The 15,414-nt window shown below is 30.7% G+C and carries 14 protein-coding genes; 4 read left to right on the top strand and 10 right to left on the bottom strand.

What is annotated here, in order from left to right; translation table 11 throughout:
• Positions 1-8: 8 nt before the first annotated feature.
• The 3 genes from PUD86_00415 to PUD86_00405 are packed head-to-tail and all read right to left on the bottom strand — an operon-like array spanning position 9 to position 3,946.
• Complete coding sequence (locus PUD86_00415) at positions 9-1,910, bottom strand: glycosyltransferase family protein (protein MDD6775749.1); 1,902 nt, start codon at positions 1,908-1,910, stop codon at positions 9-11.
• 46 nt (positions 1,911-1,956) lie between these two features.
• Positions 1,957-2,847 carry a DMT family transporter gene (locus PUD86_00410; protein MDD6775748.1) on the bottom strand — a complete coding sequence of 297 codons (891 nt, stop codon included), beginning with the start codon at positions 2,845-2,847 and terminating at the stop codon, positions 1,957-1,959.
• Between the two features lie 40 nt (positions 2,848-2,887).
• A complete protein-coding gene (locus PUD86_00405) occupies positions 2,888-3,946 on the bottom strand; it encodes a hypothetical protein (GenBank protein ID MDD6775747.1) in 1,059 nt (352 codons plus the stop codon).
• 41 nt (positions 3,947-3,987) lie between these two features.
• Between PUD86_00405 and PUD86_00400 the strand changes: the two genes are divergently transcribed.
• Positions 3,988-4,797 carry a sulfite exporter TauE/SafE family protein gene (locus PUD86_00400; protein ID MDD6775746.1) on the top strand — a complete coding sequence of 270 codons (810 nt, stop codon included), beginning with the start codon at positions 3,988-3,990 and terminating at the stop codon, positions 4,795-4,797.
• 9 nt (positions 4,798-4,806) lie between these two features.
• Entirely contained in the window at positions 4,807-5,166 is a 360-nt protein-coding gene (locus PUD86_00395; GenBank protein ID MDD6775745.1) for a hypothetical protein, read from the top strand.
• Positions 5,167-5,175: 9 nt separating this feature from the next.
• Here PUD86_00395 and PUD86_00390 read toward each other — a convergent pair whose 3' ends face one another.
• Genes PUD86_00390 through pyrH form a run of 5 tightly spaced genes read right to left on the bottom strand, consistent with a single transcriptional unit; the run spans position 5,176 to position 8,032 of the window.
• Positions 5,176-6,021: a hypothetical protein gene (locus PUD86_00390; protein ID MDD6775744.1), complete on the bottom strand. Its 846-nt coding sequence runs from the start codon at positions 6,019-6,021 to the stop codon at positions 5,176-5,178.
• Position 6,022: 1 nt separating this feature from the next.
• Positions 6,023-6,346, bottom strand: coding sequence for a heavy metal-binding domain-containing protein (locus PUD86_00385; protein ID MDD6775743.1), 324 nt, complete (start codon positions 6,344-6,346; stop codon positions 6,023-6,025).
• A 7-nt stretch (positions 6,347-6,353) separates the two neighbouring features.
• The gene (locus tag PUD86_00380) at positions 6,354-6,545 is read right to left on the bottom strand and encodes a DUF2116 family Zn-ribbon domain-containing protein (GenBank protein ID MDD6775742.1); all 192 of its coding nucleotides are present in this window, start codon (positions 6,543-6,545) and stop codon (positions 6,354-6,356) included.
• Between the two features lie 12 nt (positions 6,546-6,557).
• On the bottom strand, positions 6,558-7,346 hold the full coding sequence (locus tag PUD86_00375; protein MDD6775741.1) for a TatD family hydrolase: 789 nt from the start codon (positions 7,344-7,346) through the stop codon (positions 6,558-6,560).
• Between the two features lie 8 nt (positions 7,347-7,354).
• Entirely contained in the window at positions 7,355-8,032 is a 678-nt protein-coding gene (gene pyrH / locus PUD86_00370; protein ID MDD6775740.1) for a UMP kinase, read from the bottom strand.
• A 76-nt stretch (positions 8,033-8,108) separates the two neighbouring features.
• Between pyrH and PUD86_00365 the strand changes: the two genes are divergently transcribed.
• Positions 8,109-8,801: a nitroreductase family protein gene (locus PUD86_00365; GenBank protein MDD6775739.1), complete on the top strand. Its 693-nt coding sequence runs from the start codon at positions 8,109-8,111 to the stop codon at positions 8,799-8,801.
• Between the two features lie 21 nt (positions 8,802-8,822).
• Here PUD86_00365 and PUD86_00360 read toward each other — a convergent pair whose 3' ends face one another.
• A complete protein-coding gene (locus PUD86_00360; GenBank protein MDD6775738.1) occupies positions 8,823-9,506 on the bottom strand; it encodes an MIP family channel protein in 684 nt (227 codons plus the stop codon).
• 15 nt (positions 9,507-9,521) lie between these two features.
• Entirely contained in the window at positions 9,522-10,661 is a 1,140-nt protein-coding gene (locus tag PUD86_00355; protein ID MDD6775737.1) for an adhesin, read from the bottom strand.
• A gap of 538 nt (positions 10,662-11,199) precedes the next feature.
• Here PUD86_00355 and PUD86_00350 point away from each other — a divergent pair.
• Positions 11,200-15,336 (top strand): hypothetical protein, encoded by a 4,137-nt coding sequence (locus PUD86_00350; protein ID MDD6775736.1) that lies wholly within the window; start codon positions 11,200-11,202, stop codon positions 15,334-15,336.
• Positions 15,337-15,414 lie beyond the last annotated feature (78 nt).

Here is a 15,414-nt window from a genome sequence, read left to right as displayed (position 1 = left end):
TTTAAAAATTAATTTTTGGAATACTTTTCGATTCTGTATTTCAATTCACGAATGATTCCATCATTATTTGTCTTTTTAACAGTCTCAAGCTTTCTTTGGTATTTAGGAAGTCTGGAGAGGAACTTTTTAACTTTAGCAGCATTCATAGTTTCATGGTATTCTCCATATCCAAGTTTTTCAACATAAAATCCGTTTAATGTCTGTTCAAAGTTTCCAATAGCTGGAACTGAATAAATAGGTTTTTTAAGATATATTGCTTCAGATATGAATGTAAATCCTCCATTTGAGATAACTGCTTTTGATGATGCTAAATCATCGTAGAATACATCTTCATTAAACTCTTTATAGGTCAAATTGCCGTCAACTTCGTTTTTGTTAAATCCGTAAACAATGAATTTTTCATTACTAAGTGATTTTAACTTGCGAACTAACTGTCCACTTTCTTTACTTGTCTGGTATACAATTACGTGATCGCCCTGTGTAGGTTCTAATTTCATTATATCTTCACGTATAATTGGCGGATAGATAATTGCGTTTTTATTAGTCCTTACTCTTGGATAAAAGAAACTTGTAAGGATATGTACTTTTGGTTTAACGACATAAGTTTTGATTACTCCTTTTGCTTTAACCATTTCAGCATAATGCTTTTTTGGATAGTCAATTTTTGTTTGAGTAATCATATGAATATTATCTAAGCTGATTAATGGAATACTGAGAAGTTTTGATACTACTGTTGCGTAAATTTCAAAATCAGTTACAATAACGTCTGGTTTAAGTTTTCTTGCTTTTTTATACAATGTTTCGTATCCTGCTTTCATATTTGAAGGATTTCTCTTTAAAGCACTTGCAAGAGTTTTTAAATTATTAACTTTATTGTTGATATAAACTGTATTAAATCCTCCAATCTTGTATACGTTGTCAAATTTGGATTTAAGATATTCATAAGCTCTGTCACTTGAAAACAAGTAAACATCATAGTCGTCTTTTATTTGATCAACAATTACTCCAGTTCTTATTGCATGACCCATTCCTTCACCGCAAACACAATAAAAGACTACTTTTTTATCTCTTTCACGTTTTGAGCTACTAATTAATTTGGATTTTACTTCACTTGCCTTTTCTTTTGAATCGCCGTAAGTTTCTCTAATACTATTTAACTTCTCTGCACCTTTTTCAAGTTTGGACATTTTATTTTCACTAATTTTTTCACGGCCATGGTCAAAGTTATAGTTTAAGTCACTAGCTTCAGTTCTTTTGCCTAAAAAATCATTAACTGTACTTTTTCCATATTGTCTGATTAATGTGGTAAGTCCTTCTTCTTCCAATCTTCTTGTTGAAACACCAATTTTTGCATTTCTTAAAACTCTAAAACGTTCTTTTTTAGCTAATCTTTCAATATAATCAGTGTCTTCTCCAAATGTCAATGATTCATCAAATCCATTGCATTCTTCGTGCAGTGATCTTTTTGCAATTATTCCGTAACATCCTGCACCATGTGGTTTAATTTTTTCAACACTAATCATGAAGTAATTAGCAAAATCGTGGAATAGCTTGTCTTCAACTTTGTTTGAAAGCGGTTTCATACGAGTAATTGCAATTCCAAGCCTTTCCATTTTAAATTCATAGATAACATCTCTTAGATAATCATCGGTTAATTTTAAATCAGAATCAAGGAAAAGTAAAATGTCTCCTTTTGCAACTTTAGCACCATTATTTCTACCTACAGCAGGTAATCCCCCATCAACTACTATACAACCGTATTCTTCAGCAATTTCACGTGTGCGGTCTTTTGAATTAGCATCCGCCACAATAACTTCATAATCGTCAAAATTCTGTTCTTTAATACTATCCAGAAGAACTGGAAGATAATCTTCTTCATTGTAAGTAGGTATAATAATGCTTAAAATCATATGTTAAGGTTTATTTTTTAAATTAATAAGTTTTTGTAAAAATTCATTAATTTTCAACATTTTCAGTTTTACTTAACACCATCATTGCAATTATTGTCAATATAAATCCGCAAGACATCATAAATGTTGGAACTTCTGAGTAGAATATCAATCCGAATATGAGTGCTGCAAAAGGTTCTGTTCCTGATAGCATTATTGATGAAATTCCAGAGTCTATATAGTTTAAACTTAAAGTTGAGAAGATATATGGAAGTGCAAATGATAATGTTGAGTGCATTATTAAAAACACTATAACTAACACTGGATTAAGTGAAATGAAATGTGTAATTTGGCCAAAATTGGTAAATGGGATTAATCCTATTGAAATAAAAACAATTGAGTAAATTAGGATTGTAAATGTGTGTTTTCCATTTTCAATTGATTTTTTAGATGCTATTAGATAAACTGCCCAAAACAGCCCCGCACCAATTCCTGCAATGATTCCGTAAACCGGAAGATTACTTAAATCAGTTTCTAAAACTCCAGTCATTAAAATACAGCCAAAAATAGCTAGAGCCATACAGATTAGTTTTTTATTTGTAATTTTTTCTCTAAATGCAAAATATGCTATTACAAGAACGTAAATCGGTGCAAGTGATAATAAAACTGCTGCCAGTGAAAGAGGGATGCTTCCCATTGACTCATTATAGCATAAGTTAAGTCCTACAATACACATTGCACAAACTAAAAACAAAGGTATGTCTTTTAAATATATTTTAAACAAATTCCTGTCAGTTACTAAAATGGCTATTAATATTGGAAGAATTGCTATTGAAAATCTTAAAAAAAGAAGTGTTGTTGAATCAATTCCATTTGCCATTAATGTTCGAACGAATACTCCTCCAGATCCAAACATCATTCCTGCAAGAAGTGGTAAAATTAAATAGATTTTTTTCATAAGTTTTCTTTGGTATTATTCATATAAAATTTTATCTAAATTAAAAATATGAAAATATGTTCCATGAAACCGTATAGTATTCGCAGGAATTATTTAGAGGTACTTTTAAATCGTTAAGTAACTGCATTTCATTGTAGTTTGAAGTAACATGGTATGTAGTATTGTCTATTTTTTCCATAGGGATGTGTCCAAAATCAACATCATCGCTCATATTTTCTATATTGACTGTGTAGTAGTCCACTTCTGCTCCAGCTATTCCAATACCACATCTCAAAAATAACATTAGTACAATCACAAGAATTGGTAATGCTATGTTTAAGATAAATCTTTTTTTGCTTAATTTATCTTTTTGATAAGGTGCAGGTATCTTTTCATTTTCTTTTAAAAGTTTATTATCGTTTAGAATTGATGCAATAAACTCGTTTAAGTAATATCCGTTTCTATAAATGTACCAGATTCCAATTATTCCCACCATTGCAGGTGTTCCCCATAATCCTCCATCGATTGCTCCGATAATGAGGCAGCTTGAGAAGAATGAAAGAAGTATTGCTGTTGGCCATGGTCTTTTTTGATTTGCAAATGTAAGTGTAATAAACAGTACTGGAATTAGTAAAATTATTAAAAAACCAACAGTTGGTACGTATGAATATAGTCCAACTCCTGTGTTAATATTGCTTTGTACGAATGGCCCCATTATTTTAGTTATAACTTCTCCTAAAATGGACTTTAACAAGTGAGTATGTAAAATGCTTGTAGAACTCATTGTGTTAGTCATAGAACAAAACACAGTGTTAAGTTTGATTCCCATTTGTAATCTAAATACTACTTCTAAAAGATTGCCTAAAATGAGTAAAACTGACCCAATAACGATAGATATCTTTAAATATTTAGTAACATCAATTTTTCTAGGTATTATCTGTGATAGGATTAATAAGATTCCCATTAATGCGAAAAACATAATGTCTTTTCCTTTTGATGAACCCATAAGGAATGTATAAGTTATTGGTCTAATAATTGGATTTAAAATATCTGAAATGAATACAAATCCTCCAAGAGCGATAAATAAAAATCCAAATAAGATAGTTTTATTAAGTTTCATTAACCAATAATTTAATATTACTACTTTAAATAAGTGATGTCATGTTTACAATTTGGTATTTTATAGGTTTAATTTTAATAGGTATATGTGCAGGATTTGCATCAGGGCTTTTAGGAGTCGGAGGTGGATTTTTAATAGCTCCTCTTCAGTTTTTCTTACTTAAATCCATCGGTGTGGCGCCTGAACTTGCAATTTTGATTTCATTTGGAACAAGCCTTGCAATTATTATTCCAACATCTATCAGTGGAGCTTACCGTCACACAAGATCTATGGACAATATTATAAAACCTGGTCTTCGTTTGGGTATTTTTGGAGTAATTGGTGGTTTTATTGGAGGTTTTGTTGCATCTGTTCTTCCATCAAAAACATTGGAGATAATATTTGGTCTTTTATTGCTATTTATTGCATTTAATAATATTGTAAATATCAATAAGGAAAGAGAAGAAGCTAGAATTCCATTTAACTGGTTAACAATTGGAATTATTGGTCTTGGTGTTGGATTTTCATCAGGACTTTTAGGTGTTGGTGGAGGAATATTTTTAATTGCAATTCTAACAGCACTTCTTGGATTTTCAATAATTGAAGCTATTGGAACTTCTTCAATATTCATTAGCCTAACTGCAATTGGAGGATTTATATCTTACATGATTTCAGGTTTTGGAGTAAGTACATTTCCATATTCCATTGGATATGTAAGTATTATCAATTTTGTCTTAATTGCATGTTTTTCTGTACCAATGGCTTCTGTTGGTGCGAAAATGGCACATAAAGTTCCTCAAAAAAAGCTAAAAATGATATTTTCTGTTGTAATTTTATATATGGCATTGAAAATGTTATCTATATTACCTTAAGGTGATTTAATGAGTGATAATAGGAAAGTTGGGAAAAATTTTGATGAAGATATGGCTAAAGATATTTTTGGGAAATTAAGAAATGTTAAAGGGAAAACAAAACCTAAAAAAGAATCCAAATTTAAAAATATTTCTTATATGATTAATGAGGCACAATACCTTGAAAATAAGGGTTTATTTGATGAAGCTATTGATTTATATAAGCAGGTACTCTATACGCTACCTGATTCTTCAAAAACATACGATTCATTAATTGCCATATATCAAAAACAGGGAAATGTCAATGCAGAAATAGACATTTTAAAAAAAGCTATTATGAATTGTAAGAAAAATACTGAATATAAAAAAAGATTAAAAGAAATAAGTTAATTTTTTAACTTATTTTATATATACGCCCATTCCCATTGCACTGATTTGGTAACTTTCACCACCAAGTCCGATTAAACTGTACTGGATATCAAGGTCAATAACTCCATTTCCACCAGCAGCTTTGATTTTGGTAGTTAAATTGATTAAACATTCATGTTTTCCTTGTTTTAGAGTATTTAATGTATTAACCTCTCTTTCTTTTAAATCCAAATCAAGCAATTCCGGATCTTTTTCTATGATTACTGTAGACTGGAACTGTCCGACGTTAATAAGATATTTGTCTGAAACATCAGTACTTGTCATAAATATGAAATCTAAGCTATTGATTTCTTCATTATGTTTAATTTCATCATATTCTACAATTTTCTTGGTTTTAACTTCAAGCGGTTTTTTAAGAATGTATTTGTATATGGGGGCTTTAAGTATATAATAAATTTTTTCAATTGTTCTTTTAATAAATCTTAAAATATAAAATACAATCCCGATTATTATACCAAACAGAATATAATTTACTAAAGTTGGAAAAGCAGCCTGTAATATGACTGTAATTGATCCAAAAGTGATGAAATTAGCTCCAAGAGATGGGTTTACTAAAATAAAACTGTAGCATGTTGTCCCTACAAAAAGGATAAATGCACTTATTGCTCCAGTGTCTGTTTTCATTATTTTTTCTGCAAGAATGGTCTCGGCATATCCTGCGAGTAATGGAGCAACAGCTAATCCTAAATTCCAACCGAAAATTGCAAGATTCAAATATAAAAAGATCATGTATGTTATAGTACCTACAACAGTACCAAACAAGATACATATAACTTTCTGTCTGAAATTTTCAGGTTTTGACCATTCTAGTTTCATTTTATTCACACTTTACAGCAGTACCATATGCGGTTACAAGAATTGTATTTCCCATAGTACCACCAAGATTATCGTAAGATATTTTAAGTCCAATTATTGCATTGGCACCTAAATTTTCAGCTTTTTCTTCCATACTTTTTAAAGCTATATCTCTTGCTTTTTTCAATTCTTCTTCATATTTTGATGTTCTTCCACCTACAACGTCACGAACACCTGAGAATAAATCTTTATAGATATTAGCACCGATGAGTGATTCACCGGTAACTAAACCTCTGTATTCAATTATCTCTTTTGTAACAAGAGTGTTTGATGAGGTTAAAATCATTATATCACTATTTATAAAAATTCATTATAGCCCAAACGATTAAGAAGAGTGCAATAACTGCGTATAAGACCATTCTGGTCTTTTTAGTTTGTGCTAATCTTGCATCCCAGACTTTTTGACAATCTGATGAGCATACAAGTTCGTTTAAAGGAATTGGGGTTCCACATATTGGACAATGTTTGTGAGGTTCTACTGCCATTTTTTCATCTCCTTAAATTTTAAAGAATTTTTTAGTATTTTTACTAACTTGTTTTTTAAGTTCTTGTGAATCAATCTCCATGTAATATGCGATTGTTTCAAGAATATGAGGTAAATATTTTGGTTCATTTCTGTTTTTCTTTGGTTTAAAGTCAAAGTTTTTTGGTATTAGAAATGGTGCATCTGTTTCAATCATTAATTTTTCAGGAGGAATTACACTAACTGCTTCTTGAAGGTCTTTTCCTCTTTTCATGTCACAAATCCATCCGGTAACACCAATATAACAACCTAAATCAATATAATTCTGTGCTTCTTGTTTTGTTCCTGTAAAACAGTGGACTACTGATTTTTCAACAACACTTTCATGTCTTTTTAAAATGTTGTATAAATCTTCGTGTGCTTCACGTTCATGTAAGAATAGTGGCATTTCTAGCTTTTCTGCGACTTCGATTTGCGCTTCAAACCATTTTCTTTGAACATCTTGTGGTGAAAAGTTTCTGTTATAATCAAGACCGCATTCTCCAATAGCAACAACACAGTCATTTTCAGCTATTTTTTCAATTTTACCCATTGTAGTCTCATCACATGTTTTTGCATCATGTGGATGTACTCCAGATGTTGAAAATAAAGTTTCAGGATACTGTGATGCATATTGGGCCGCCATTTGGCTTGATTGTATATTGGTTCCTGTGATAATGAATTGATTAACACCTACTTTTTTTGCTTCTTCAATTATTTCGATTCTATCTTTTTTAAATGAAGAATGCATTAAATTAAGGCCAATATCAACAAGATTATCCACAAAATCACCTATTCATTGATAACTTTAGTTCCTACGGTTTCACCATTAACTGCTTTGATTAAGTTTTCAGGTTCAAAACCATTGGTAATTACGGTTTCTAAGTTTGATCTTTTAATCATTTGAACTGCAGTTGTGTCAAAGAATTCGTAAGTTCCTGCTTTTACATCTTTACCGCTTAAGAATTCAAGTAAATCAGTTGCAGTAATTTCAGGAACAAGTTCTGCATCATCGAATTTATTTGGATCTTTAGTATACATTCCATCTACTGAAGTTAAGTTAATGAGCTTGTCTGCTTGAATATATTCTGCTAAAATTGCAGATACTGCATCAGTACTGTGTGCAGGTTCAGTTCCACCCATTACAATTATTTTTCCAGTAGCTGAGAATTCTAATGCTTCTTGGAAATTGTGAGGTACTCTTTGATACGCAGCATCTCCAAGTGCAGTTAACATTAACTTAGCATTAATTCTTGTTACTTCAATTCCAATGTCATCGCATTGTGCTTCACCAGCACCTAAGTCACGAACTACGCCAATATATTCCCTAGCTGGTTTTCCACCACCTACAACGACGAATAATTTGTGTTCTTTTGCTAAATCTTTTAAAATAGCACTATATTCTTGGAATTTTTTACAATCATATTCTTTAAGTAAAATTGATCCTCCGATTGCTATTACAATTTTCATATATTCACCTTATATATAGTATATTTTATAGATATTATTTAAATCTTAATAAATATCAACTTAAAATGGTGGTTTAGTGAAATTAGAAGAACAAATATATCTCAGAAAATCGTGCCGTAAATATCTAGATGAACCTGTTAATTTGGATTTAATTGACGAATTTATGAGTAATGTAAAACCTTTAAATGAGGATATTAAATATCGTTATGAATTTTTAAAACAAAATGAAGTTAGCAGTAAAATGCATTTTAAAGCACCATATTATTTGGCAATATATAGTGAGATAAAAGAAAATTACATGGTAAATGCTGGTTTTATATTCCAACAGCTTTGTCTTTATCTTCAAAGTCAGGGTATTGGTAGTTGCTGGTTAGGACTTGGATCACCTAAAAAGAAGGACTCTGAATTTGTAATTCTTATTTCATTTGGAAAATCTGATGATATGACAAGAATTTTAGATGAATTTAAAAGAAATAATTTATCTAAAATCTCTGATGAAGTCGATGAGTCATTAATTCCAGCACAGCTTGCTCCGTCTGCAATGAACTCACAGCCATGGTATTTTAAGCATACTGTGGATGGTTTTGATGTCTATCAGGTTAAACAGAATATTATTAAAAGACAGCTTCTTAAAAGATGGAATCCTATTGATATGGGAATAGCTATTAGTCATATGTATATAGCTAATGAAAACACATTCGAATTTAAAATTAAAGATAATTTTGATGAACTTAAGGGATATACTTACATAGGAAGTATTAAAATTTAAAAAAAGAAAAAAATAGAGGATTTAGTTATCCTCTGAGGTTAAACCTTTGAATAAGGTACCTGCAATGATTGCTCCGATAATTGGTGCTACAATAAATACCCAAACTTGTTGGAGAGCTTGTCCACCAATGAATAATGCTGGTGCAATACTACGTGCTGGGTTAACTGAAGTTCCAGTTAATGGGATTCCCATAATGTGTACGAATGCAAGTGTTAAACCAATTACAATACCTGCAACTGCACCATTTTCTGCTTTTTTAGTAACTCCAAGGACTGTAAATACAAATACAAATGTTAAAATAATTTCAACAATGATTGCACCAGTTACATTTAATCCAACGCTGGATGCAGCGCCAAATCCGTTTTGACCAAGTCCGGTTGCTGTGTAGCCTCCGAGAGTTGGTGCAGAGTTAATGATGACTGCTAAAAGACCAATACCAATAATTGCTCCAATACATTGGAAAACAATGTACATAACTAAGTCTTTTGTTTCTAATCTTCCATCAATCCACATACCGATTGAAACAGCAGGGTTGATGTGACATCCAGAGATGTCTCCAATTACGTATGCCATAGCTACAATGGATAAACCAAATGCTAATGCAATACCGACATTACCTAACACTGATCCTGCAATTGCTGCGCTTCCGCAACCAAACAATACAAGGACCATTGTTCCGATTAATTCTGAGATGTATCTTTTCATTTTTTTGTCACCTTTTTATATTATTCTAATTCTTTTCATAAATAGGTATGCCAAGATTAGTACTACAAATATTAAAACAAATGGTAATAAGTGTAATAATATTGAATCATTAACTTTATCGAAGTGGTATTCACTTTCAAAGCCCATGTGTTGTGTGTCAGTATGGTTTTGTACAATTTTTGCAAAATTATATGTTAAATCATAGTAGCTTATACGTGCTCCTTCATACTCGATTGAATCAGGTGCTCTTCCATTTTCATCCATGTAATTTTTAACAATTCCACCCATTTTGAAATAGTCATAAACACTGTATGTGTCTTTTGTTAAGACTGAAACTCCAAGTGGATCTTCTGGTTCTTCGTAGCTTTTAGGAATGTCTATTCCATTTCCATTAAGATAAGAACTGGTTTGATAAAGTAATTGTGGAGTTGTATATGAACCGTATGGTCCTTTCATTTCTTTATCACCACTTTCAACAAGCATTTTACTTGCATCTGCCATTCCTTTTGGCGATATCTTATTTGTTACAATTAACTTCTCACTTAGTTCTTTTGGAGTCTCGTTATTGTAATTGTTAATCATATTTACAATTCTTTGTGCAATATCACGGTTCATATCCTCATCATATTTTTCTAAAATACCGTTATCGCCGACATTTTGAGGATAATCTTTTGCAAGTTGGATATATTGGATTCCGGAATTTATAAGTAATGTTCCTGGGTCACGTAATCCTGCAAGAGACTCATTTGAGTAATTATCGTCCCATGCTCTTCTTAAGAAGTTAGAATGATTATCTAAGTCGTAATCTCCAATATTAATAAAAATAATCTGTTTACTTCCTGTAGCTGCTGCAGATGCAAGTTGTATGTAGTTTGCAGCATCTGATGCAGCTATGTTAATACTTACATCACTTGTTACAGCTATTGATCTCCAGCCCTCTCCTGGTGAAGGAGCTTGATTATCAACGATTACTTGAATTTCTCTATTACTTATTTCTTCAATATACTGTTTAATAGAGTTTAACATATCTGTATCTGTTTCTTTGTCCACGATATTATCAGAGGTAATAAATACTGTTTTTGATGCACTTACTCCCTGTATTATCGGGGCACTTATTAACAGAATCATTAGTATAATTGCGATTTGTTTTTTCATTGTTTCAATCCTCTGTTACTAATATCTTTATTTATCAACTTTATTAATAAAATATTTTTTCATGTTAATAATATTAAATTTCGTTATAATTTAATTATTTTTTAATTGCATTAATTTTAATGTCTTTTTTGCATAAAATTTAAATAAATTACTGGTTAATAGACTTTTTGAGGATTTAAAGAGATTATCTTTTATTTTCAGTTAAATTTTGTACTGATTTAAAAAAGAGTATTTCTTTATATTAAATTGAAAAATGACCTTTAACATTGTGGAAAATTTAATCAAAAATTCTTCTACTAATGTAGTTAATTTATAGACTGCATAAATTAAGGTCATATTTTTTAAATTTAGTAAAATAGCTTTGTTCTTTTTAATGAAGGACTCGAAATAAAAAGTTTAATTGCTAATTGGTAACTTTTGTTAATTGATAGCGTTAATGTCCTCGAGTGAGGTTAAAATGTTAAACAAAATTCAAAATAAAGCTATTAGCAAGCCTTTTTTCATTTCATTAATTCTTGTTTGCTTGGTGTTCACTTCAATGAGTGTTAATGGTGAACAGGTATATGCTGCCTGTGTAAATCAGAGTGATGAAATTGAACTTGGCATAGATGTGGAAGATAAACTGGAAAATTCTCATGAAAATCAAATATTGCAAGCTAAATCTTATTCATTAAATGGAGGTACATTTAAAGATATTCAGGATACAATAAACAAGGCAAGTGATGGAGATACAATAACTCTTGAAGGAAAATTCATCTCAAATGGTAATGATACAATGTTACTATCTAAAAGATTGATTTTTACTTCATCTTCCAAGGCAACTTTAGATGGTAAACAGATGACAAGGATTTTTGAAGTTTTACAGGGGGGTGCTAATTCCCAATTTAAGAATCTGAAATTTATTAATGGTTATTCTAAAAGCAGTGGTGGAGCAGTTTATATAAAAGCAAAATACATCACATTTGATGGTTGTTCTTTTGAAAACAATCGTGCAGGTAAAACTTCTGGTGCAATACAAACATATTATGATGCCTCAACAGCTCAGGGACTTACAATAAAAAACTGTAATTTCATAAAAAATAATGCTGTTGTGGCTGCCGGTGCAGTTGGTGCATTCAGCCATCAGTTTTTAATTGAAAACTGTATATTTGATTCAAATTATGTTGTAGGTGAAAATGACAGCTATGGTGGTGCAATTCAAATAGGTTTGGACACTGCGGTTTCATACGGAGTTGTGAGAAGCTGTGTATTTAAAAATAATAAAGCAGCATCTCTTAATGGATTGTCTCATGCCGGTGCAGCCTGTGTTAGAAACGGTTCATCATATTATAACTGTATATTTATTAACAATAGTGCTGATCAGGGTGGAGCTCTAACATATCATGCTTCCGGAAATTTATATAACTGTACTTTAATCAATAATACTGCAAATGAATTTGGTGGTGCAGTATCAATTATGAGAGATTACTTGGATAATATGAATCTAAACATTACAAAAAGCATATTCAAATCAAACAGTGCTCCTTTAGGGGGTGCAGTTAAATTGGATGGTTTTAATATAATGATTGAAGATTCAATTTTTGAGGATAATTATGCATCCCAATGTGGTGGTGGAGTTAATATTAACGCTGCTAATGTTAAAGTTATAGATTCTCAATTTAACGGCAATAATGCAAGTATCAATGGAGGAGCATTGTTTATTAAAGGTATGGATGTTGTGATTTCAAATTCCGATTTTATAAAAAATAATGCTTTACCTGACGCAAGTAAACTAAATGATGGTTTAGGTGGAGCTATTTATGTAAACAGTACAAAAGTACTTGCAAGTAATAACAATTTTAAATTAAATACAGCTAGAAATGGTAGTGCAATTTACTTTGATAGTAATGGAATTGAATTTAAACTCGTAAACAACACTTTATATCAAAATCAGGCATGGGTTTATAAATTGTTGATTTTTGCTCATGATATTTATTATGGTGAAGTTGAAAACTTTAAATCCATTATTTATGGTGGAAACAATATTGCAGATTTTGACAATTTAAATGTCTCAAATGCAATTTATAATGCAGCAAGTAATGATAAAATTGAAATTGACGGTGAGTATCCAGTATTTGGTGCAACAGATAGTGGAAAATTGTATCAGGATGACAGAGAATATGATATTGATGTTTTAATGACAATACAGTATGAAGATGGAACTGTTGTTTATAACAATACATTAAAATCCAATTATCTTGGTGAAGTTTATGATAGTTTGGAAAATCTAAAACCTGGAAGATATTATGTAACTGCAAAGCATTTTGAGGATAACTACTACAAAGCTATTACAAATGCTACTGTATTTAATGTAATTCCAAAAACAGACAACAAACTCTCAAAACAAAGCAATGACGACACAATAGATTATGGTGATTTTGTAATTTGGACATTAAACATTACCAATAATGGTCCTAATGATGCAACAGGAGTTATTGTTAATGATGTATTGCCTGAGGGATTAATCTGGATATCAGATGACACTAACGGCGCATATAATCCACAAACTGGTATTTTAACAATAGGATCTCTTAAAGTTGGTGAAACTTTAATTGTAAATATTATAACAAAAGTAAATGCTACAGGTGAGATTGTAAATAAAGCTAATGTTACTGGAAATGAGTTTGATATTGATTTGGACAACAACCATGATGAAAAAGAAATAATTGTTCCTAAAACTGTTGATTTGTCTGTAATCAAAAATGTAAATGTTTCAAATCCTAAATTTGGAGATTTGGTTGAATGGAATTTAATTGTATCAAATCATGGTCCTGATGTTGCTCATGATGTAAAAGTAGCTGATATATTGCCGGATTCATTAATTTGGATTAGTGATGATTCCTGTGGAATGTATGATTCTAAAACAGGAATCTGGAATATTGGAGATATGAAAAATCATGAACGTGTTGAACTTAATATAATCACTAGGGTAAACGGAACTGGAAGCATAACAAACATTGCTAATGTGACCTGCCTTGAAAAAGATATTAATCCAGCTAACAATATTGCAAATAAAACAATTCTAATTAATAAATCTGGTGATTTAGCTATTGTAAAAACAGTTAATGCAACTGAGGTAAACTATGGTGATTTGATAAAATGGACAATAACAATATCCAACAAGGGTCCAGACAAAGTATCTGCAGCTTACGTTCAGGATATCCTTCCAAATGGTTTAATTCTTGTAAACTACACTGCAAGCAAAGGATTTTACGATGAGGGAATATGGGCATTTTGTTGTCTTGAAAATAAAGAAACCCAAACCTTAGAACTAATTTGTAAAGTAAATACAACCGGAACCATTACTAACATTGCAGAGATTTATGGAAATACCTACGATCCAAATCCTGATAACAACATTGACAATGAAACTATTTGTGTAAACTCCACTTCAGATATCTCAGTTTTAAAACAGGTATCTGATAAAAATCCATACTTTGGAGATATGATTATTTGGACCATTAAAGTCACAAACAACGGTCCTGACAGGGCAACTAACATTAAAGTTTATGATATTTTACCAAACGGTTTAATCTTTTATGGATGTGTTTCAACTCGTGGAGTTTATGAAAATGGTATTTGGAGTATAGATTACTTAAATGCTGGTGAAAGTGAAGTATTAAACATTAGCTGTTTTGTAAATGAATTGGGAATCATTGTCAATGATGTTTATGCAATTGCCGATGAATTTGATACTAATATGTCAAATAACTATGATAATGAATCAATTAATACATTACCAGTTTCAGACATCTCAATTGTAAAAATAGCTAATGTATCAACAGCAAACTATAAAGATTTGATAAAATGGACATTAGTTGTTTCAAACAATGGATTTAACAATGCAACTGGAGTTATTGTTGAAGATATTTTGCCAGATTCCCTTGAAATCGTTAGCACATCTGGTGATTACATTAATGGCATTTGGTATATTGGTGATTTAAATGTTGGAGAATCAAAAACCCTTGAAATTGTAACAAGAATCATCAAAACAGGAATAATTACAAATACTGCAATAGCTTACGGTGATCAAAAAGACCCTGACTGGTCTAATAATGATGATAATGCAACGGTACATGTAAATCCTGCTGCTGATTTGTCAATTACAAAAACAGTCTCAAAATACACATATAAACTTGGTGAAATTGTTTCATATAACATTAAAATAAGCAATAATGGACCTAGTGATGCTTTTAATGTAAAAGTATTTGAAGAATTTCCACAATCATTAAGTTTAAAATCATTTAGTGTATCTGATGGAACATTTAATACTTCTACTAATGTTTGGTCACTAAATAAGCTTGCATCTGGTGAAAAAGAACAATTACACATTGAATTTAGAGCTATTCATGAAGGAATCTTTAAAAATGTTGCATCTATTGTTAGTGACACACCTGATAGTAATGAGGATAATAATCGTGATGATGCAATAGTTAAAATCATTAGTAATGATTCATCTAAAATAGTTAAAAAAATTGCTAATAAGTTATCTAAGAAAACTATTGAGGTTAAAAACATTAAACAATCAGTTAATGGTCTTCAAAAAAATCCTACTGCAAATGTCATATCTTTGTTGATTGTTTCAGCATTGTTTTCAATGATTTTTAGTGGCTGTGGTATTTTTAAAAAAAGGTAAAATTAAAGTAGCTTTTAAGCTACTTTTTATTATTTTTTTTAATCGGTTTTTCAAATTTGTGAAAGTATCATAATTATT

The sequence above is a fragment of the Methanobacteriaceae archaeon genome, assembly GCA_029219465.1.
GTDB lineage: Archaea > Methanobacteriota > Methanobacteria > Methanobacteriales > Methanobacteriaceae > Methanocatella.
This window is presented reverse-complemented; position numbering and strand designations above follow the sequence as displayed.